The organism is Cellulomonas sp. P5_E12 (assembly GCF_054049315.1).
Map to the genome: position 1 here is coordinate 41748 of NZ_JBFUMP010000008.1, position 21306 is coordinate 63053.

The following is a 21306-nucleotide window of genomic DNA, read 5'->3' on the forward strand; positions in this document are numbered from 1 at the left end:
TCGGTCCACCGGGGGCCCGGGAGAAGGCGCAACGTCCGAGCAAAGGGAGCCCAGGGGCTGTATCTACGCGGACGTCCTGGTGAGAAGGTCGCAACGTCCGAGCAACGGGAGCCCAGGGGCCGCACTTGCGCGGACGTCCGGAGGGACGGGACCGCCATGTCCGTGCGGATCGAGGCCCAGGGGCTTGCAGGGACGTCCTCCAGGGGGTCGAGACGGCCGCGTGCCCGGGGCGGTCGGCGGGGTCAGTACTGGGGGACGACCTGCGGGCGGCGCAGGTCGCAGTTGTCGATGACGACCGTGGCGCGGGAGGCCGGTCGGCAGGCGGCGAGGTAGCGGCGCTGCCCCTCGACGTAGCGGGCGTTCGCGGGGTGCGCCGGGTCCGGGGAGCAGCCGTCGCGGACGGCCATCCGTGCGAACGTCTCGGCGAAGTCGGCGTCGAGGTACACCGAGAAGTCCCACCAGGCGGCGAGCTCGTCGCGGTGCAGGAAGATGCCGTCGACGACGAGCACGGTGCGGTCGGTGCCGGCCTCGCGCGGCAGGTGCAGGGCGGTGTCGGTGGCGACGTCTCGGACGGCCCGCCGGTAGCGACGGCTCCCGCCCGGCGCGAACGGCTCGAGGACCTCGGTGCGCAGCGCGTCGTAGTCGTAGGAGTCGGCCCAGAAGCCCTCGGGGGAGTGCCGACCCTGGCGGTAGCGCTCGTCGCGCGGTCGGTGGAAGCCGTCGACGCCCACCCGGACGACCGAGCGGCCGGCGCGGCGCAGCTGGGCGCCGAGCTCGTCGGCGAACGTCGTCTTGCCGGCACCGTCCATGCCGTCGACACCGACGAGCACGGGTCGTCCCAGCGCCCGCGGGTCGGGGACGCGGGCCGCGACGACGCGCAGCACGGCGAGGCGCGCGACCGACGCGAGGGGGGCGGTGTCGGAGGTGGCGCTCATCGGTGCGGACCCGGAGCGCGGCCAGGAGCGAGGGCTGCAGCGACGCGCGTCACCGGATCCATGCCGGGAACGTAGCGGACGGGCCGGTCCACCGGAAGGACCCACGGAGGGGTGATCGGCCAGCGGATCGTCGCACACGCCACATCTCTCGATGTGAAGAGATCTCCGCCCGGCCGCTACGATCGACCGGGGCGTTTCGGCCGCACAGAGGCCGTCGAACGCCGGTGATGAGAGGACACAGACCAGGTGGACCTGTTCGAGTACCAGGCACGTGACATCTTCGAGAAGCACGGCGTTCCCGTCCTGGGTGGCGTCGTCGCGACGACTCCCGAGGAGGCTCGCGCCGGCGCGGAGCAGCTCCTGGGCGGACAGCCCGGCGTCGTGGTCGTCAAGGCCCAGGTCAAGGTCGGCGGCCGCGGCAAGGCGGGCGGCGTCAAGCTCGCCCGGTCCGCGGACGACGCGGCCGAGAAGGCCGGCGAGATCCTCGGCATGGACATCAAGGGCCACACGGTCCACCGCGTGATGATCGCGCAGGGCGCGAAGATCGCGACGGAGTTCTACTTCTCGCTCCTGCTGGACCGCGCCGAGCGCCGCTACCTCGCCATGTGCTCGGTCGAGGGCGGCATGGAGATCGAGCAGCTCGCCGTGGAGCGTCCCGACGCCCTCGCCAAGGTCGCCGTCGACCCGCGCACCGGCATCGACCAGGAGAAGGCCGACGAGATCGTCGCGGCCGCCGGGTTCACGCCCGAGCTGGCCCCGAAGGTCGCCGCGGTGCTGCAGACGCTGTGGTCGGTGTACCAGAACGAGGACGCGACGCTCGTCGAGGTCAACCCGCTCGTGCTGACCGAGGACGGCGACATCGTCGCGCTCGACGGCAAGGTCACGCTCGACGAGAACGCCGGCTTCCGGCACCCGGAGCACGCCGACCTCGAGGACGCCGCCGCGGCGGACCCGCTCGAGGCGCGCGCCAAGGAGAAGGACCTCAACTACGTCAAGCTCGACGGCGAGGTCGGCATCATCGGCAACGGCGCGGGGCTCGTCATGAGCACGCTCGACGTCGTCGCGTATGCCGGTGAGGCGCACGGCGGCGTGAAGCCGGCCAACTTCCTCGACATCGGCGGTGGCGCCAGCGCCGAGGTCATGGCCGCGGGCCTGGACATCATCCTCACGGACCCGCAGGTCAAGTCGGTGTTCGTCAACGTCTTCGGTGGCATCACGGCGTGCGACGCCGTCGCCAACGGCATCGTCGCGGCGCTCGAGATCCTCGGCGACGAGGCCTCCAAGCCGCTGGTCGTGCGCCTGGACGGCAACAACGTGCTCGAGGGCCGCCGGATCCTCGCCGACGCCGGGCACCCGCTGGTCACGATCGCGGACACGATGGACGGCGGCGCCGACAAGGCGGCCGAGCTCGCCCACGCCGCTGCCTGAACCCCCTGACGTAGAGAGAAGCAGACACCACCATGGCGATCTTCCTGACCGAGGCATCCAAGGTCATCGTCCAGGGCATGACGGGCTCCGAGGGCCAGAAGCACACGACCCGCATGCTCGCCTCCGGCACGTCCGTCGTCGGCGGCGTGAACCCGCGCAAGGCCGGCACCACGGTGACGTTCGGCGAGACCGACGTCCCCGTGTTCGGCTCCGTCGCCGAGGCGATGGACGAGACCGGCGCGGACGTCTCCGTGATCTTCGTGCCGCCCGCCCACACCAAGGCTGCGGTCGTCGAGGCGATCGAGGCGGGCATCCCGCTCGTCGTCATCATCACCGAGGGCGTCCCGGTGGCCGACACCGCCGAGTTCTTCGCGCTGGCGCTGGACAAGGGCGTGCGGCTCATCGGTCCCAACTGCCCCGGCCTGATCAGCCCCGGAAAGTCGAACGTCGGCATCATCCCGGCGGACATCTCGGGCCCCGGGCGCGTCGGCCTCGTGTCGAAGTCCGGCACGCTGACCTACCAGATGATGTACGAGCTGCGGGACTTCGGGTTCTCGACGGCCATCGGCATCGGCGGCGACCCCATCATCGGCACCACGCACATCGACGCCCTCGCGGCGTTCGAGGCGGACCCCGAGACCGAGGTCATCGTGATGATCGGTGAGATCGGTGGCGACGCCGAGGAGCGCGCGGCCGCCTACATCGCCGAGCACGTCACCAAGCCCGTCGTCGGCTACGTCGCCGGCTTCACGGCGCCCGAGGGCAAGACCATGGGCCACGCCGGCGCCATCGTCTCGGGCTCGTCGGGCACCGCCCAGGCCAAGAAGGAGGCCCTCGAGGCCGCGGGCGTCAAGGTCGGCAAGACGCCGTCCGAGACGGCCGCCCTCGCGCGCCAGCTCCTGTCCTGACCTCGTTCGCGACGACCCCGGCGAGCCTGCGCTCGCCGGGGTCGTCGTGTCCTACCCGACAGCCGACGCGCCGAGCGGGGTTCGCCCCTGCGGGTGCCGCGGCGGCGACCATGGCACGGTGAGCTCCACCGGTCCCCGCACGGGGGGAACCCCTGTCCTCGACCGCCGCCGTCGCCGCACCCTGTCCGACGACGCCGCGCCGGCGTTCTTCGTGTCCGCGCTCGACGGCGCCCCCCGGTGGGTCTCGGGGATCCTGTCCGCCCTGCAGGCCGCGGTGCTCTCGCTGCTGGTCCTCACGCTCCCAGCCGTGGCCGCGTACGTCGCGACGTCCGCCGACCCGTCGAACAGCGGGGTCGGCTGGTTCCGGTCGGTGGGTGTCGGGTCGTCGCTCTGGCTGCTCGGGCACGGGGTCCCGGCGGAGGTCGGACCGGTCACGGTCTCGCTGGTCCCGCTGGGCGTGACGATCCTCGCGCTCTTCGCCTGCTACGCCTCCGCGCGCCGCTCCGGGCTCGCCACGTGGTCCGCCTACGCCGCCGGCGTCGGCACGTACACGCTGGTCACGATGCTGCTCGCGTTGCTCGACGGCGTCTCCGGGGCGGGTCTGCTGCGGGCGCTCGTCGGCGGTGCGGCGGTGTCCGCCGTCGGCCTGGGCGCCGGCCTGCTGGCGCGGCCCGAGGCGCCGACGTTCCGCGCGCTGACCAAGCCGGCCTGGTCCCGCTGCCCGGCCCCGCTGCGCACCGGAGCGGCCGGGGGCGTGCTGGGGACGGCCTGCCTGGTGCTCCTCGCGTCGCTGGTCGCGACGCTCTGGGTCGTCGCGGGCCGGGCCACCATCGGCGACGTCGTGCGCGGCCTCGGGCTGGACGCCGTCGGCGGCGTGGTGCTCGCGGTGGCCGAGCTCGCGTACCTGCCCAACCTCGTCGTCTGGGCCCTCGCGTGGCTCAGCGGCGCCGGCTTCGCGGTCGGGTCCGGGACGCACTTCGCGCCCGACGGGGTGGTCGGCGGACCGCTGCCGGCCGTGCCGATGCTGGGCGCGCTCCCGACGCCGGACGTCGCCGGCCCGGCCACCAGCGTCGTACCCCTGGTGCTGGTCGTCGTCGGCGCGCTCGTCGGCTGGTACGTGCATCGGCGGCTGGTCTCGCAGCGGTGGTGGGACGCGCCCGTCGCGTGCGCGACCGCCGCGGTCGTCACGACCCTGGTTGTCGCGACCCTGGTGACGATGGCGAGCGGCGGCATCGGGCCGGACCGCCTGGCCGACGTCGGCGCGCAGGGCATGGTCGTCGGGCTCCTGGCGGGCGCGGGCGTGCTCGTCGGGTCGCTGCTCGTCGCGCTGCCTGGTGACGCTCCGTTGCGGGCGGAGATGCGCCGGTGGGTCGGCGTGCTGCTCCGGCGCGAGCCGTCCGAGGTCTAGGACCCGGTCCGTTCGAGCGAGTTCCGCAGCTCGTCGAGGTCCCGCGTGTACTGGGCGTCGCAGGCGTTCGTCGCGGTGATCGTCAGGGCGCCCTCGAGGCACTCCTGCTTGGCCTGCTGCACCGGCCACAGCGCGAGCTGGACGCCGAGGAGCAGCGACCAGAACAGGGCGATGACGACTCCCGCGGCGATCATGGGCGTGAGCCCGCGCGACCGCGCCTTGCCCGACACGACGAGCGCCCACACGCCGACCACGAGCGCGCCCAGGGCGAAGGCCAGACCGGCCGCCTGCCACGGGAGCGGGAGGGTGGCCACCAGCACCGACGAGAGGATGAGGACGCCGAACAGGCGCGTGAGGCGCTGGGCGCGGGCCGTCTGCTCCGGGTCCGGCGGCCGACGGTCGGGCGCGCCCGGACCGGGGGCGGGCGGGAGCGCGGCCGGTTGGGGCCACGGGTGCTGAGCAGGCGGCGCGTCCACCCGGTCGCCGTCCGGCGTGCGCGGACGGTCCTCGGGGGGCGCGTAGGGATTGCTCACCCGAACATTCTCGCCCACGAACGGTCGCCCGCGGACGGCGCGTCCGCCGACCGCGGATAAGGTCTCTGCGTGACGCACGAGACGCCTCCCCGCCCCGCCCCGGCCACCCGCAGCGCGGGCCGGCTCGTGGTCCTCGTCTCCGGCACGGGCTCGAACCTCGCGGCCCTGCTGGCAGCCCACGACGACCCGGCCTACGGAGCGCGTGTGGTCGCGGTGGTCGCGGACCGCAGCGGGATCCGCGCGCTGGACATCGCGCGCGACGCGGGCATCCCGACGGCCGTCGTCTCGCTCAAGGACTTCGACGACCGCGCAGCCTGGGACGCCGCGGTCACCGAGACCGTCGCGGTGTTCTCTCCCGACCTGGTGGTCCTCGCCGGCTTCATGAGGCTGTTCGGCGCCACTTTCCTCGGCCGGTTCGGTGGCCGCATCGTCAACACCCACCCCGCGCTCCTGCCGTCGTTCCCCGGCGCCCACGGGGTCCGGGACGCGCTGGCGTACGGGGTCAAGGTCACGGGGTGCACGGTGATGGTGGTGGACGAGGGCGTCGACACCGGGCCGATCCTCGCGCAGGCCACCGTCACCGTGGAGCCTGACGACGACGAGGCCACGCTGCACGAGCGCATCAAGGCCGTCGAGCGCACGCTCCTGGTCGACTGGGTCGGCCGCATCGCCCGCGACGGGCTGCGGGTGGAGGGTCGGCGCGCGATCGTCGGCTGACGCCCGACGGGTGCGGCTAGACTCGGCCACGGTCGTGACTGGCGCAGGTGGGTTCAACCACCGGGAAGCGGCCGCAGTGCCCCGCCACGCACCGCCCGCCTGGGTGCATGGGTCCGCCCTAGCCGACCCTGCATCCCCGGGAGCCGCCATGTCCGAGATCACCACGCAACGACCCGTCCGTCGCGCCCTCGTCAGCGTCTACGACAAGACGGGGCTGACCGAGCTGGCCGCCGCGCTGCACGCCGCCGGTGTCGAGCTCGTCTCCACCGGCTCGACCGCCTCGACCATCGCCGCCACCGGCGTGCCGGTGACCCGGGTCGAGGACCTCACCGGCTTCCCCGAGTGCCTGGACGGGCGCGTCAAGACGCTGCACCCGCGGGTGCACGCGGGCGTGCTGGCCGACACGCGCCGTCCCGAGCACCTCGCGCAGCTCGACGAGCTCGGCATCGCGCCGTTCGAGCTGGTCGTGGTCAACCTCTACCCGTTCACGGCGACGGTCGCGTCCGGCGCCGGGCCCGACGAGTGCGTCGAGCAGATCGACATCGGCGGACCGTCGATGGTGCGCGCGGCCGCGAAGAACCACCCCAGCGTGGCGGTCGTCGTCGACCCCGCCCGGTACGACGAGGTCGTCGCCGCCGTCGGGGCCGGCGGCTTCACGCTGGCCGCGCGCCGCCTGCTCGCCGCCGACGCGTTCGCCCACACGGCGGCCTACGACGCCGCCGTGGCCAGCTGGTTCGCAGCCGACTACGCGCCGGACGACGAGGCGGCGGACTCCGGCTTCCCGGCGTTCACGGGCTCCACCTGGGTGCGCGGCGAGGTGCTGCGCTACGGCGAGAACCCACACCAGCAGGCGGCCCTCTACCTCACGCCCGACGGCGCGGCGGGCCGGGGGCTGGCCGGTGCCGAGCAGCTGCACGGCAAGGCCATGAGCTACAACAACTACGTCGACGCCGACGCCGCCTGGCGGGCCGCGCACGACCACACCGCCCCCGCGGTCGCCATCATCAAGCACGCCAACCCGTGCGGCATCGCGGTCGGCGCGGACGTCGCCGACGCGCACGCCAAGGCCCACGCGTGCGACCCGGTCTCGGCGTTCGGCGGGGTCATCGCGACCAACCGGACGCTCACCGCCGCGGCGGCGGAGCAGATCGCGCCGGTGTTCACCGAGGTCGTCGTCGCGCCGGACTTCGAGCCCGAGGCCCTGGAGATCCTGGCCCGCAAGAAGAACATCCGCCTGCTCAAGGTCACACCCACCGACGGTGTGCGCACCGAGCGCCGGGCCGTCAGCGGCGGCCTGCTGGTGCAGGAGCTCGACCAGGTCGACGCTCCCGGCGACGACGCGGCCGCCTGGACGCTCGCGTCGGGCGCCCCGGCCGACGCGGCGACCCTGCGCGACCTCGAGTTCGCGTGGCGCGCGGTGCGCGCCGTGAAGTCGAACGCGATCCTGCTCGCCGCCGACGGTGCCTCGGTGGGCGTCGGGATGGGCCAGGTCAACCGCGTCGACTCGTGCAGGCTCGCGGTCGAGCGTGCCAACACCGGGGACGTCGAGCGGGCGCGCGGGGCCGTCGCGGCCTCCGACGCGTTCTTCCCGTTCGCCGACGGCGCCCAGGTGCTCATCGACGCCGGCGTGCGGGCCATCGTGCAGCCGGGCGGCTCGGTCCGGGACGCGGAGGTCGTCGCGGCGGCCGAGTCGGCCGGCGTGACGCTCTACCTGACAGGCACGCGGCACTTCGCGCACTGAGTGATCAGGTCAGGCGACGACCGCCTCGCGGAGCGGCCGCCCGGGGTCCCGCGTGACCGTGCGGTCGAGCCGCGGCAGCCGCGCGCCGGTGAACAGCCGGCGCGCGGCGCCGACGTCGCGCGGCCGGTCCACGGTGAGGATCGCGGCGACCTCGTCCGACCGGCGCCGGAACCACAGGGCGGCCCAGCCGTCGCCCGCCGGGTCGCCGCGCAGGACCACCTCGTCGTCCGCGTGCGGCTGCCCGAACAGCGCGATCTCGTGCCCGAGCTGGGTGGAGAAGACGTAGGGCGCGACGTCGACGGCCTCCTGCGGTGTGCCGAGCAGGGCCGCGACGAGCCCGGCGGGTGCGCGCAGGGCGCCGTCCCAGTGCCCGCCGGGGACCCATCCGTGCCGGGGGGACCGGCGCAGCGCGACGTCGCCGACCGCCCGCACGGAGCGAAGTGCGCCGAGGACGGCGTGGTGCTCGTCCACCCGCAGCGACCCGTCGGCCTCGCGCGGGAGCGCCCCGGCCAGCCAGTCGGTGGTCGGCCGGGCGCCCACCGCGGCCAGGACGACGTCGGCGGCGACCAGCTTGCCGTCCGCCAGCAGGACGCCGTTGGTGCCGACCTCGACGACGTGCTCGCCGGTGAGCAGCCGCACGCCGGCGGCGGCGTACCAGCCGGCGGTGAGCTCGCCGACCGCTGCCCCGAGCGCGCCGGCGAGGGGAGCGCCGGTGGCCTCGAGGACCACCACCTCGACGCCCGCGGCCGCGGCGACTCCGGCCACCTCGGCGCCGATCCAGCCCGCGCCGATCACCACGAGCCGGGCACCCGGCACGAGCGCCTCGCGCAGCCGCTGCGCGTCGGCGGCCGTGTGCAGGGTGAGCGCGGCCTCCCAGCCGGGGGGCCGGACGGCGTGCGCCCCGGTGGCCACCACGAGCGCGTCGGAGGCGAACGAACCGTCCGCGGTGAGGACCTCCGGCCGGCCGGACGCGAGCGAGAGCCCGCGCGCCGGCGTGCCCAGGTGCACCTCGTCCGCCAGGGCGAGCAGGTCCACGCCGATCTCGTCGGTCAGCCAGGTGGGCTCGCGGCGGTCGAGCAGGTGCTTGGAGAGGGGTGGACGGTCGTACGGGGCGATCTGCTCGGCACCGAGGACCACGACGCGTCCGTCGAAACCCCGCTCGCGCAGGGCAGCCACGGTCTGCGTGGCCGCGAGGCCCGYGCCGGCCACCAGGATCTCTCGCAGGTGTGACGGATCCAGCGGCTCGTCGTCGGTCCGGTCGCTCACCACGCAACGGTAGTCTCCCGTCGGGAGGCAAGGTCGGACATGGGTGAGGAGCAGATGAGCGGGGGAGCCGGGGTGCGCCGTGCCGATCCCGCGCACCCCAAGCCCGCTGTCGAGCCCGTCGCCGCCGACGTCGACCCCGAGCCCGAACCCGAGCCGCTCCCGGTCCGCACCGGCCCGATCCCGGTCGAGCAGGCGCCGCTGGATCCCCGGGCCATCGCCCGCGCGTCGCTGGACGCCGGCCGCAACGTGTCGCTGTGGTGGACCAGCTCGGGGATCGTCGTCGCGACGGTGGTCGCCCTCGCCGTCGGCACCCGAGCCGGGGCGTTCGTGCTCGCGGCTGTCGCCCTCGTATGCGCTGTGGTGCGCGCGGTGCTGCCGTCGCCGGGTCCGGCGGCCCTCGCCGTGCGGGCCAAGTCGATCGACGTCGCGGTGCTCTGCGTGCTCGGCGTCGGCCTGGCGTTCCTCGCGCAGATCCTGCCGAGCTGACCGGACGCACGAAGGCCCGGGACCGCGTGTCGGTCCCGGGCCTTCGTCGTTCAGGAGGAGCGGGTCAGCGCTCCGTCACCACGAGGACGTCGTCCGTCGTGACGTACGCGTCGTCCTCCTCGAGCAGGTTGTCCTCGGCCGGCTCGGCGGCGAAGGCGCGGTAGACCAGGCCGGCCAGCGCGGCACCGACCAGCGGGGCCACCCAGAACAGCCACAGCTGGCTCAGCGCCCAGCTGTCCGAGAAGATCGCCGTCGCGGTCGAGCGGGCCGGGTTGAGCGACGCGTTGGTCACCGGCAGGGCGACGAGGATCAGCACGGCGAGCACCAGGCCGATGGCGAACGGCGCCTGCTTGTTGGCCGAGCGACGGTCCGTGGCGCCGAGGATGACGCCGACGAACACGGCGGTCACGACGATCTCGACCAGCAGGGCGATGACCAGCGAGAACTCGACCTGGCCGGTCGAGAGCTTGGCCAGCGGGGAGTGCGCGGCGAACCCGTTGGAGACGCCCGAGAAGAACGACTTGGTCGTGGCGCTGCCGCTCGTGTCGAGCAGGGCCGGCAGCTTCGACGGGATCGTGATGAACAGGATCGCCGCGGCGAGGATGCCGCCGACCAGCTGGGCGAGCCAGTAGGGCAGGACGTCCTTCCAGGACGTCCGGCCACCGATGGCGGCGCCGAGCGTCACGGCGGGGTTGAAGTGGCCGCCCGAGATGTGGCCGACGGCGATGATGCCCGCGAGCACCGCGAGGCCGAATCCGAGCGCGACGGCCAGCGTGCCGCCCACGCCGCTGAAGCTCGAGTACAGCGCGATGCCGACGCCCACGAGGACGAGCGCGAACGTGCCGAACGCCTCGGCGCCCAGGCGGGCGACCAGGCTCGGGCCAGTGACGACGACCGTGCCGGCGGGCACGACGTAGGCGTCGAGCTCCTCGACGACGACGTCCTCGTCCTCCTGGGGGTCGGCGACCGGCTCGTTGACGGGCGCGGCGACCGGCTCGACGACCGGAGCGGCGGGTGCGTCGGCGGCGGCCGCGGCCGTCGCCTCCTCGGGCTCGGGCGATCCGGCGACCGTGGTCTCGTCGGGCTCCGGGGAGCCGGCGGCCTTGTCGGGGTTGTCCTGTGACATGTCGATCCTGTCGTGAGTAACCGTCGGGTGAAAGGGCGGGTGCGCGCGGAGCCTGCCACGTCCGGCTGTGCGGTCGTGACGACGTGTGAGTCGGCGCCTTGCCCCCTGGTGGGGCCAGCATGCCAGTCCCGGTGCCATCGGTCACGGCATACGCCGCGGGGCGGACCGCTCGGCTCGCTCACCAAGATCTCTCGACGTCGAGTAATCTTGTCCGCGGACCCGCGCCGGCAGACGCAACAACGTGCCGTGCCCCCACCCGTCCCCAGCACAGGAGATCCCCGCATGGCGAAGATCAAGGTTGTCGGCCCGGTCGTCGAGCTCGACGGCGACGAGATGACGCGCATCATCTGGCAGTTCATCAAGGACCGCCTGATCCACCCGTACCTCGACATCGACCTGCGCTACTACGACCTGTCGATCCAGCACCGCGACGCCACCGACGACCAGGTCACCATCGACGCCGCGAACGCCATCAAGGAGCACGGGGTCGGCGTCAAGTGCGCGACGATCACGCCCGACGAGGCCCGCGTCGAGGAGTTCGGCCTGAAGAAGATGTGGGTCTCGCCCAACGGGACCATCCGCAACATCCTCGGCGGCGTCGTCTTCCGCGAGCCGATCATCATCTCGAACATCCCGCGCCTGGTGCCGGGCTGGAACAAGCCGATCATCATCGGCCGTCACGCCCACGGCGACCAGTACAAGGCGACCAACTTCAAGGTCCCCGGCGCCGGCACCCTGACGCTGACCTACACCCCGGCGGACGGCTCGGAGCCGATCAACCAGACGGTCGTCACGTACCCCGACGGCGGCGGCGTCGCCATGGGCATGTACAACTTCAACGACTCGATCCGTGACTTCGCGCGCGCCTCGTTCGCCTACGGCCTGCAGCGCGGCTACCCGGTCTACCTGTCGACGAAGAACACGATCCTCAAGGCCTACGACGGCGCGTTCAAGGACATCTTCCAGGAGGTGTTCGACGCCGAGTACGCCGCGCAGTTCGCCGAGGCCGGCCTCACGTACGAGCACCGCCTCATCGACGACATGGTCGCCGCGGCCATGAAGTGGGAGGGCGGCTACGTCTGGGCCTGCAAGAACTACGACGGCGACGTGCAGTCCGACACCGTGGCCCAGGGCTTCGGCTCGCTGGGCCTCATGACGTCCGTGCTCATGACGCCCGACGGTAAGACCGTCGAGGCCGAGGCGGCGCACGGCACGGTCACGCGGCACTACCGGCAGCACCAGGCCGGCAAGCCGACGTCGACCAACCCGATCGCGTCGATCTACGCCTGGACCGGTGGCCTGAAGCACCGCGGCAAGCTGGACAACACCCCCGAGGTCACGCAGTTCGCGGAGACGCTCGAGCAGGTCGTCATCGAGACGGTCGAGTCCGGCGCCATGACCAAGGACCTCGCGGCGCTGGTCGGCCCCGACCAGGCGTGGCAGACCACCGAGGAGTTCCTCGCGACGCTCGACGCCAACCTGGCGGCCAAGCTCGCCTGAGCGCGCCGATACCGACGGCGTCCACCCCGCACCGGGGTGGGCGCCGTCGGTCGTCTGCGGGGTAGCGTGAGGGCGCCGTCGTCGCCGATCGAAGGAGCCCGTTCCGTGGCCAGCTCGCCCGTCACCGTGACCGTCACCGGAGCCGCCGGGCAGATCGGCTACGCGCTGCTCTTCCGGATCGCGTCCGGCCAGCTTCTCGGCCCCGACACCCCCGTCCGGCTGCGCCTGCTCGAGATCCCGCAGGCCGTCAAGGCAGCCGAGGGCACGGCGATGGAGCTGGACGACTGCGCGTTCACCACGCTGGACAGCGTCGAGATCTACGACGACGCGACGGCGGCCTTCGACGGCGTCAACGTCGCCCTGCTCGTCGGAGCCCGTCCCCGCACGGCCGGCATGGAGCGCGGCGACCTGCTGGCGGCCAACGGCGGCATCTTCAAGCCGCAGGGCGAGGCGATCAACGCGGGCGCCGCCGAGGACGTCCGCGTCCTCGTCGTCGGCAACCCGGCCAACACGAACGCGTTCATCGCGTCGTCGCACGCGCCCGACGTGCCGGCGCACCGCTTCACCGCGATGACCCGGCTCGACCACAACCGCGCGGTCTCGCAGCTGGCGACGAAGACGGGCGCGCCGGTCGCGGACATCGCGCGTCTGACCATCTGGGGCAACCACTCCGCGACGCAGTACCCCGACCTGTCGCACGCGACGGTCGGTGGGCGGCCCGCGCTCGAGGTGGTGCGCGACGACACCTGGGTCCGCGACACCTTCATCCCGACCGTCGCCAAGCGCGGCGCGGCGATCATCGAGGCGCGGGGAGCGTCGTCGGCGGCGTCCGCGGCCAACGCGGCCATCGACCACGTGTACTCCTGGGTGCACGGGACGCCCGAGGGCGACTGGACGTCGGCGGGCATCGTCTCGGACGGCTCGTACGGCGTGCCGGCGGGGCTGATCTCGTCGTTCCCGGTGACCTCGAGCGGCGACGAGTGGCAGATCGTGCCCGACCTCGACGTGGACGAGTTCTCCCGCGCGCGGATCGACGCGTCCGTCGCGGAGCTGGTCGAGGAGCGCGACGCGGTGCGGGCGCTGGGCCTCGTCTGACGGTGTGGGCCGAGGAGGTCACGGTCCCGCGCCCGGGAACTGGCCTCGGCGCGTTCCTCGGCTGGGTGGTGCTCGGCGCGGGCATCGGCTTCGGGTTCGGCGCCGTGCTGGTGGCCGGGCTCGTGGTCGCCCTCGCGCTGCTGGTGGTCGCGGGCGTGCTGGTCGTGCGGCAGGGGCTGCGGCCCGCCCAGCTCGGCATGATCGCCGGCCTGGGCGCGCTGCCGCTGACCATCGCGTGGCTGAACTGGCACGGACCCGGGGCCCACTGCACCAGCACCGCGACCGGGACCGCGTGCGTCGCGCAGTGGAGCCCGTGGCCCTTCGCCCTGGTCGGGGTCGCGCTGGTGGTCGTCGGCGTGGTCCTGTTCGTGCGCACCCGGCGGGCGTGAGGTGCGCGTCGCGATCCGGGTGCGGCCCGGGGCGTCCCGCACGGCCGTCGGCGGGGTGCACGCGGGCCGGCTCGTCGTGGCGGTGAGCGCACGGGCCGTCGACGGGGCAGCGACGCAGGCGGCGCTGGAGGCGCTCGCCGCGGCGCTCGGGGTCCGGCCGCGGCACGTCACGCTCGTGTCGGGCGCGACGAGCCGCGACAAGCTGGTGGACATCGAGGGCGACGAGCCGGCGGTCTCGGCGCGCCTCGAGGAGCTGCGCGGGACCTAGCCGCGTGGCCGCCGACGTCGGCAGGACGTTCGTCCGTTCCGTCCGATCGCTGCAAGTTCGTCCGGATCGCTTGCTGCAACTTGCTGCAAGCCGATACGGTCGCGACACCTGCCCCGCACATCGACGTGCGGGGAGACGAAGGAGTCGCCATGTCGCCCGCCGACGCCCCCGTCCGTCATCCCTCTCGCGTCCTCGCCGCGCTGACCGCCCTCGCGGTCGCCGGCGTCGGGCTCGCGGCCGTCGTGACCCCGGCTCAAGCCGCCGACCGCACGGTCGCCCTCGTCGGCAGCCTGCAGAGCGAGCTCGGCTGCTCGGACGACTGGCAACCCGCGTGCGCGGCGACCGAGCTGGCCGCGACCGCGACGCCCGGGGTGTACTCCGCCGACTTCTCCGTCCCCGCGGGGTCGTTCGAGTACAAGGTCGCGATCAACGACAGCTGGGACGAGGCGTACGGCAAGAACGGCGGCGCCGACAACATCCCGCTGGTCGTCGCCGGACCCTCGAGCCTGCGGTTCACGTACGACGACACCACCCACCGCATCGGGCTGACCCCGCTGGGCCTGGGCGCGGGCTACACGCCGGCGGACGACGCCCTCGTCGCCGAGCCCGTGCGCGACCCCGGCGCCGACCAGCAGTTCTACTTCGTCATGACGGACCGGTTCGCCGACGGCGACACGTCCAACGACACGGGTGGGCTCACGGGCGACCGCCTGACCACGGGCTTCGACCCGACGGACAAGGGGTTCTACGAGGGCGGCGACCTCAAGGGTCTGCAGGACAAGCTCGACTACATCGAGGGCCTGGGCACCACGGCGATCTGGCTGACCCCCTCGTTCAAGAACAAGCCCGTCCAGGGCACCGGCGCGAACGCCTCCGCCGGGTATCACGGGTACTGGATCACGGACTTCACGCAGATCGACCCGCACCTGGGCACCAACGCGGAGCTGCAGTCGCTGATCGCCGACGCCCACGCGCGCGGCATCAAGGTCTACTTCGACATCATCACGAACCACACGGCCGACGTGATCTCGTACGCCGAGAACACGTACACGTACATCGACCAGAAGACGAAGCCGTACAAGGACGCGAGCGGCAAGGCCTTCGACCCGGCCACGTACGCCGGCACCGACAGCTTCCCGACGATGGACCCGGCGACGAGCTTCCCGTACACGCCGGTGGTCGCACCCGCGGACGCGAACGCCAAGGTCCCGGCCTGGCTGAACGACGCGACGCTCTACCACAACCGCGGTGACTCGACCTACACGGGGGAGTCGACGACGTACGGCGACTTCTCCGGCCTGGACGACCTGATGACCGAGAACCCGGCGGTGGTGAACGGGTTCGTGGACGTCTACGACCAGTGGGTCGACCTGGGCGTCGACGGCTTCCGCATCGACACCGCCAAGCACGTCAACTTCGAGTTCTGGCAGAAGTTCACGACGGCGGTCCGGGCGCACGCGACCTCCGTCGGCAACCCGGACTTCTTCCTGTTCGGCGAGGTGTACGACGCCGACCCGGCCAAGCTCTCCCCGTACCTCCGGGACAGCGACATGAACGCGGTCCTCGACTTCACGTTCCAGGCGGCGGCCAGCGGCTACTCCAACGGTTCCTCCTCGGCGACCGCCCTGAAGTCGCTGTACGCCGGCGACGACATGTACACGACGCCGACGACGAACGCCCAGGCGCTCCCCACGTTCCTCGGCAACCACGACATGGGCCGCATCGGGCACTTCGTCAACAACGCCGCCAGCCCGGAGCAGCGCTCGGAGCTCGCGCACTCGCTCATGTACCTCACGCGCGGACAGCCGGTCGTCTACTACGGCGACGAGCAGGGCTTCGTCGGCGCCGGCGACGGCACGGACAAGAACGCGCGGCAGTCCATGTTCGCCACGCGGGTCTCCGAGTACGCGAACCAGAACCTGCTCGACGGCACGCCCGCCGGCTCGGTCGACCGGTACGACACCGGGTCCGCGCTCTACGAGCACATCGCCGGTCTCTCCTCGCTGCGCAGGAGCTCGCGCGCGCTGCAGGACGGTGCGCAGATCGAGCGGTACGCCAGCGGCGCGGTCTACGCGTTCTCCCGGGTCGACGCGACCGAGAAGATCGAGCACCTCGTCGCGACGAACAATGGCACGTCGCCGGCGACGGTCACCATCGACACCCTGACGCCGGGGGCGACGTTCGCCCCGCTCTACGGGACGTCGACCAACGTGACCGCCGCCGCGGACGGCAAGGTCTCGGTGACGATCCCCGCCCTGAGCGCCATCGTGCTCAAGGCCGGGACCACGGTCGGCGCCCCCGCGACCGCCGGCAGCATCAGCCTCACGGAGCCCTCCGCGGGTGCCGGGCTCTCCGGGCTGGTGCCCGTGAGCGCCGACGTGGCCGACGACGTCTGGAGCCAGACCTCGTTCGCCTATCGCGTCCTCGGAGACGCGGTGTGGACGCCTCTCGGCACGTCGGAGACGACGTCGCCCCGCGTGTTCCACCAGGTCGCCGGCCTGCCCGACGGCGCCGTCGTGGAGTACCGCGCGGTGACCGTGGACGCCGCCGGCCACAGGTCGGCCGCGTCGACCTTCGCCGGCGTGGGCAGCGCGATCGACGGCGTGGTGCCCGACACGGGCCCGGTCCCGCCGACGTCCGTCTCCGTGCCCGGCAGCCACAACAGCGAGCTGGGCTGCGCGGGAGACTGGCAGCCGGCCTGCGACAAGGTCCAGCTGACCCCGCGCGCGGACGGCATCTGGTCCGGCACGTTCACGCTGCCGGTCGGTGACTACGAGTACAAGGTCGCGATCAACGGCAGCTGGGACGAGAACTACGGCAAGGGCGGCGTGAACAACGGCGCGAACGTCGCGTTCTCGGTGAAGACCGCCGGCCCGGTGACGTTCTTCTACGACCCGGTGACGCACTACTTCTCGTCGACGGCCCAGGGTCCGGTCCTCACGGTCCCGGGGTCCGTGAACAGCGAGCTGGGCTGCCCCGGCGACTGGCAGCCGGACTGCATGAAGACGTGGCTGCAGGACCTGGACGGCGACGGGACGTACACGTTCACCGCGAAGGTTCCCGCCGGCAGCTACGAGGTCAAGGTCGCGCACAACCTCGGCTGGGACGAGAACTACGGCGCCGGCGGTGCTCCGGGCGGCGCGAACATCCCGTTCACCGCGCCCGGCGGCAAGCCCGTGACCTTCTCGTACGTCCTGGCGACGCACATCCTGACCATCCAGGTGACGGACCCGCCACTGCCAGGCGCGGGGCTGCAGCAGGCGCTCTGGATCGACCGCGGCACGATCGCGTGGCCGTCCGCCTGGGCCCCTGACCCGACCGCCCCCACCTTCGCGCTGCACAGCTCGGCCGTCGGCGGGATGTCGGTGCAGGACGGCGCGCTCGTCGGCGACGACGGCGTCCCCGTGCCGCTCACGTACGACCCGGCCGGCCTCACGGCGGCACAGCTGGCCCGGTTCCCCGCGCTCGCGAAGGGGTACCTGGCGCTGCACGTCGGGGACGACGCGCAGGCTGCAGCGCTGCTTCGCGGCGCGCTGCTGGTGACCCAGCAGGCGCCCGACGGTGCGTACCAGGCGGCGACCGGGGTGCAGATCCCGGGCGTCCTCGACGACCTGTACGCCGCGCAGGCCGGCACGCGGGCGCTCGGTGCCAGCTGGAGCAAGGGTGCTCCCTCGCTCGCGCTGTGGGCACCGACGGCGCAGAAGGTGGACCTGCTCCTCTGGACCGGCTCCGCGACCGACCCACAGCGGCTCACGGCCACGCGCCAGGCCGACGGCTCGTGGACCGTCCCCGGGAAGAAGTCGTGGGCCGGGGCCCAGTACCTCTGGGAGGTCACGGTCTACGCGCCGACCACCGACAAGGTCGAGGTCAACCAGGTCACCGACCCCTACTCGGTGGCGCTGACCACCAACTCGACCCGCTCGGTCCTGGTCGACCTCGCCGACAAGGCGTTCCGGCCGTCGCAGTGGGAGAAGGCGAAGCAGCCGGTCGTGCGGCCCGTGGACCAGACGATCTATGAGCTGCACGTGCGGGACTTCTCGATCGACGACGTGACGGTCCCCGTCGAGAAGCGGGGCACGTACCTGGCGTTCGCGACCAACGGCGCCGGGCGCACTCACCTGCGTGAGCTGGAGAAGGCGGGGCTGACGACGATCCACCTGCTGCCGACCTTCGACATCGCGTCGATCCAGGAGGACCGGGCGCTGCAGAAGACGCCGGACTGCGATCTTGCCTCCTACGCACCGGACTCCGAGCAGCAGCAGGCGTGCGTGACGGCCGTGGCCGACGCGGACGGCTTCAACTGGGGCTACGACCCCCTGCACTGGTCGGCGCCCGAGGGCTCGTACGCGGTGAACCCCCAGGGCGGGGCGCGCGTGGCCGAGTTCCGGACCATGGTCGGTGCGCTGCACTCCGACGGCCTGCAGGTGGTCCTCGACCAGGTGTTCAACCACACCACCGCGAGCGGGCAGTCGCCGCAGTCGATCCTCGACCGCGTGGTGCCCGGCTACTACCAGCGGCTCACCGCCACCGGAACGGTCGAGACCTCGACCTGCTGCCAGAACGTGGCGACCGAGCACGCCATGGCTGAGAAGGCGATGGTCGACTCGGTGGTGACCTGGGCCCGGGACTACAAGGTCGACGGCTTCCGGTTCGACCTCATGGGCCACCACTCGGTGGACACCATGAAGGCGGTCCGCTCGGCCCTCGACAAGCTGACCACGAAGAAGGACGGCGTCGACGGGTCGAACGTCTACCTCTACGGCGAGGGCTGGAACTTCGGCGAGGTGGCCAACAACGCCCTGTTCACGCAGGCCACGCAGGGTCAGTTGGGCGGTACGGGCATCGGCACCTTCTCCGACCGCCTGCGCGACGCCGTCCGAGGTGGTGGACCGTTCGACGAGAACCCGCGCATCCAGGGCTTCGGCTCCGGCGGCGGCACCGACCCGAACGGCGACGCGGTCAACGGCACGGTGGCCCAACAGCTGGCCCGGGCGGCGCACGACGCCGACCTGGTCCGTCTCGGCATGGCCGGCAACCTGCGGGACTTCGCGTTCGAGACGAGCGCGGGGACCGTCCAGAAGGGGTCGGAGATCGACTACAACGGCCAACCGGCGGGGTACGCCGACTCCCCGGAGGAGGTCATCACCTACGTCGACGCGCACGACAACGAGACGCTGTGGGACTCGCTCACGTACAAGCTGCCGACGGACACCCCGATGGCGGACCGCGTGCGCATGAACACGGTCTCCCTGGCGACGACGGCCCTGGCGCAGACCCCGTCGTTCTGGCACGCGGGCGCCGACCTGCTGCGCAGCAAGTCGCTCGACCGCAACAGCTTCAACTCGGGCGACTGGTTCAACGGTCTCGACCTGTCCGGCCAGGACAACGGCTTCGGGCGCGGTCTGCCGCCGAAGGCCGACAACGTGGCGAAGTGGCCCTACCAGCAGCCGCTGCTGGCCGACCCGGCCCTCAAGCCGACGCCGGCCGACATCGCGACCGCCTCCGCCGCCGCGGACGACCTGCTGAGGCTCCGCTTCTCGACGCCGTTGTTCCGGCTCGGCTCAGCCCCGCTGATCGAGCAGAAGGTCGGCTTCCCGGGCTCCGGTCCGGACGCCGACCCGGGCGTGGTCGTCATGACGATCGACGACGCCCCGGGCTGGGACGCGACCACCAAGAAGTGGGCGAAGGACGTCGACAAGGAGCTCGACGGCGTCCTGGTGGTGGTCAACGCCTCCGACGAGGCGACCACCCAGACGGTCTCCTCGCTCAGCGGCCACAAGCTGACCCTGTCGTCGGTCCAGGCCAAGGGGAGCGACGCGGTCGTCAAGGGCACCACCTGGGACAAGGCCACCGGCACAGTCACCGTCCCGCCGCGCACGGTCGCCGTGCTGGTGGAGAAGGCGTCGACGGGCCACGGCCACGACGGCGGCTGGTGGCAGTCGTTCCGAGGGTGGTGGGACTCGCGCACGGCGTGAGCGCGCGATGAGCCGCCGCTGAGGCCTGCTCGGAGGAAGGGCCCGCGACCTCGGTCGCGGGCCCTTTCGGCGTCTCATCGCCGGGGCCTGACTTCGTGTCACGAAGCCAATGACGGCAGATGTGTCCCCAATCGGCCCGGTCAGCGCTCACATCGTGATGAGTTCGTGACGTTCGTATGCTCAATCGTTGTTTGACTTCGAGAAACGAATGAAACAGGGTAGGGCTGCTGCAGCCGACGGAAGCACTCCCGTCGGTCGCAGCCGGGACACCGGACGGTTAGCGCAGAGGCTGCCCGGACGACGAACCCGAGCACTCCCAGGCCCGAGTCACCGGGCCCTCAACGACGAGAAGGAGCACAACAATGCGACGGATCACGATCGCGGCGGTAGGTGCGGTCCTCGCACTCGGCCTGGCCGCGTGCTCGGGCAGCGGCGCCGGCAGCGACGACGACGCGTCCGGTGGCACCACCAAGGACCCGGCCGACCTCACGGTCGGCGTCGCCATGCCGACGCAGGAGTCCGAGCGGTGGATCGCCGACGGCAACGCCGTCAAGGCGGGCCTCGAGGAGGCCGGCTACAAGGTCGACCTGCAGTACGCCGGCAACGACATCCCCACCCAGCAGCAGCAGATCGACCAGATGATCACCAAGGGCGCGGACCTCCTGATCCTCGCCTCGATCGACGGCACCGCCCTGGCGACGCAGCTCCAGACCGCAGCCGACGCGGACATCCCCGTCATCGCGTACGACCGCCTCATCCGCGACAGCGAGAACGTCGACTTCTACGTGACGTTCGACAACTACAAGGTCGGCGTCCAGCAGGCGACCTCGCTGCTCACCGGCCTGGGCATCCTCAAGGCCGACGGCTCGAAGGGCGACGCGGCGGGTCCGTTCAACATCGAGCTGTTCGCCGGCTCGCTGGACGACAACAACGCGCACTTCTTCTTCAAGGGCGCGATGGACACCCTGCAGGAGTACATCGACAACGGCACGCTCGTCGTGAAGTCGGGCCAGACGGACATCGAGCAGGTGGCCACGCTCCGCTGGCTGCAGGAGACCGCGCAGAAGCGCATGGAGGACCTCCTGACGTCGACCTACTCGGACGGCAGCAAGGTCCAGGGCGTCCTGTCGCCGTACGACGGCCTGTCGCGTGGCATCATCACGGCGCTGCAGAACGCCGGCTACGGCCCCGCGATCGCCGGCGGCATGCCGATCGTCACCGGTCAGGACGCCGAGATCGCCTCGGTCAAGCTGATCAACGACGACGTGCAGTACTCGACGATCTTCAAGGACACCCGCAAGCTCGCCGACCAGGCGATCAAGTCGGCGCAGTCGTTCCTCGCGGGCGAGGAGCCCGAGGCCAACGACACCGAGACGTACAACAACGGCGTCAAGGTTGTTCCGTCCTACCTCCTCGACTCGGACATCGTCGTCAAGGACAACATCCAGAAGCTCCTGATCGACTCGGGCTACTGGACCGCCGACCAGGTGGCCTCCGGCCAGGCCTGATCGACCCGTCCTGACCTGCCGCC

The 21306-nt window shown here is 72.3% G+C and carries 16 protein-coding genes and 1 riboswitch; of the genes, 12 read left to right on the top strand and 4 right to left on the bottom strand.

What is annotated here, in order from left to right; genetic code table 11:
- Positions 1-242: 242 nt before the first annotated feature.
- Positions 243-935: an AAA family ATPase gene (locus ACXJKA_RS08880; protein WP_456824834.1), complete on the bottom strand. Its 693-nt coding sequence runs from the start codon at positions 933-935 to the stop codon at positions 243-245.
- Between the two features lie 246 nt (positions 936-1181).
- Between ACXJKA_RS08880 and sucC the strand changes: the two genes are divergently transcribed.
- The 3 genes from sucC (at position 1182) to ACXJKA_RS08895 (ending at position 4679) form a co-directional block, all read left to right on the top strand.
- Positions 1182-2363 (top strand): ADP-forming succinate--CoA ligase subunit beta, encoded by a 1182-nt coding sequence (gene sucC, locus ACXJKA_RS08885; protein WP_456824835.1) that lies wholly within the window; start codon positions 1182-1184, stop codon positions 2361-2363.
- Positions 2364-2395: 32 nt separating this feature from the next.
- Positions 2396-3271, top strand: a complete 876-nt coding sequence (sucD, locus tag ACXJKA_RS08890; protein WP_456824836.1) for a succinate--CoA ligase subunit alpha — start codon at positions 2396-2398, stop codon at positions 3269-3271.
- A gap of 118 nt (positions 3272-3389) precedes the next feature.
- Positions 3390-4679, top strand: coding sequence for a cell division protein PerM (locus ACXJKA_RS08895; RefSeq protein WP_456824837.1), 1290 nt, complete (start codon positions 3390-3392; stop codon positions 4677-4679).
- On the opposite strand, the gene ACXJKA_RS08900 is transcribed toward ACXJKA_RS08895, so the two are convergent.
- Positions 4676-5212, bottom strand: coding sequence for a hypothetical protein (locus tag ACXJKA_RS08900; RefSeq protein ID WP_456824838.1), 537 nt, complete (start codon positions 5210-5212; stop codon positions 4676-4678). The two genes, ACXJKA_RS08895 and ACXJKA_RS08900, sit on opposite strands and share 4 nt — an antisense overlap.
- 69 nt (positions 5213-5281) lie before the next feature.
- Here ACXJKA_RS08900 and purN point away from each other — a divergent pair, with 69 nt between their 5' ends.
- Positions 5282-5929, top strand: coding sequence for a phosphoribosylglycinamide formyltransferase (purN, locus tag ACXJKA_RS08905; protein ID WP_456824839.1), 648 nt, complete (start codon positions 5282-5284; stop codon positions 5927-5929).
- Positions 5930-5953: 24 nt separating this feature from the next.
- A riboswitch (ZMP/ZTP riboswitch) is annotated at positions 5954-6041 on the top strand.
- 36 nt (positions 6042-6077) lie between these two features.
- Positions 6078-7670 carry a bifunctional phosphoribosylaminoimidazolecarboxamide formyltransferase/IMP cyclohydrolase gene (gene purH, locus ACXJKA_RS08910; protein WP_456824840.1) on the top strand — a complete coding sequence of 531 codons (1593 nt, stop codon included), beginning with the start codon at positions 6078-6080 and terminating at the stop codon, positions 7668-7670.
- Between the two features lie 9 nt (positions 7671-7679).
- On the opposite strand, the gene ACXJKA_RS08915 is transcribed toward purH, so the two are convergent.
- Complete coding sequence (locus ACXJKA_RS08915; RefSeq protein ID WP_456824841.1) at positions 7680-8936, bottom strand: FAD-dependent oxidoreductase; 1257 nt, start codon at positions 8934-8936, stop codon at positions 7680-7682.
- Positions 8937-8975: 39 nt separating this feature from the next.
- Between ACXJKA_RS08915 and ACXJKA_RS08920 the strand changes: the two genes are divergently transcribed.
- Complete coding sequence (locus ACXJKA_RS08920; protein WP_456824842.1) at positions 8976-9422, top strand: DUF3017 domain-containing protein; 447 nt, start codon at positions 8976-8978, stop codon at positions 9420-9422.
- Between the two features lie 64 nt (positions 9423-9486).
- Here the strand turns inward: ACXJKA_RS08920 and ACXJKA_RS08925 are convergent, their stop codons facing one another.
- On the bottom strand, positions 9487-10548 hold the full coding sequence (locus ACXJKA_RS08925) for an MIP family channel protein (protein ID WP_456824843.1): 1062 nt from the start codon (positions 10546-10548) through the stop codon (positions 9487-9489).
- A gap of 282 nt (positions 10549-10830) precedes the next feature.
- Between ACXJKA_RS08925 and ACXJKA_RS08930 the strand changes: the two genes are divergently transcribed.
- The 6 genes from ACXJKA_RS08930 to chvE all read left to right on the top strand — a co-directional run bounded on the left by ACXJKA_RS08930 (position 10831) and on the right by chvE (position 21283).
- The gene (locus ACXJKA_RS08930; RefSeq protein ID WP_456824844.1) at positions 10831-12048 is read left to right on the top strand and encodes an NADP-dependent isocitrate dehydrogenase; all 1218 of its coding nucleotides are present in this window, start codon (positions 10831-10833) and stop codon (positions 12046-12048) included.
- A gap of 105 nt (positions 12049-12153) precedes the next feature.
- Positions 12154-13143 (top strand): malate dehydrogenase, encoded by a 990-nt coding sequence (locus ACXJKA_RS08935; RefSeq protein WP_456824845.1) that lies wholly within the window; start codon positions 12154-12156, stop codon positions 13141-13143.
- Positions 13144-13145: 2 nt separating this feature from the next.
- Positions 13146-13532: a hypothetical protein gene (locus tag ACXJKA_RS08940; protein ID WP_456824846.1), complete on the top strand. Its 387-nt coding sequence runs from the start codon at positions 13146-13148 to the stop codon at positions 13530-13532.
- A 1-nt stretch (position 13533) separates the two neighbouring features.
- Positions 13534-13800, top strand: a complete 267-nt coding sequence (locus tag ACXJKA_RS08945; RefSeq protein ID WP_456824847.1) for a DUF167 domain-containing protein — start codon at positions 13534-13536, stop codon at positions 13798-13800.
- A gap of 149 nt (positions 13801-13949) precedes the next feature.
- Positions 13950-19775 (top strand): pullulanase-type alpha-1,6-glucosidase, encoded by a 5826-nt coding sequence (gene pulA / locus ACXJKA_RS08950; RefSeq protein ID WP_456824848.1) that lies wholly within the window; start codon positions 13950-13952, stop codon positions 19773-19775.
- A 362-nt stretch (positions 19776-20137) separates the two neighbouring features.
- Entirely contained in the window at positions 20138-21283 is a 1146-nt protein-coding gene (gene chvE, locus ACXJKA_RS08955; protein ID WP_456824849.1) for a multiple monosaccharide ABC transporter substrate-binding protein, read from the top strand.
- Positions 21284-21306: the final 23 nt, after the last annotated feature.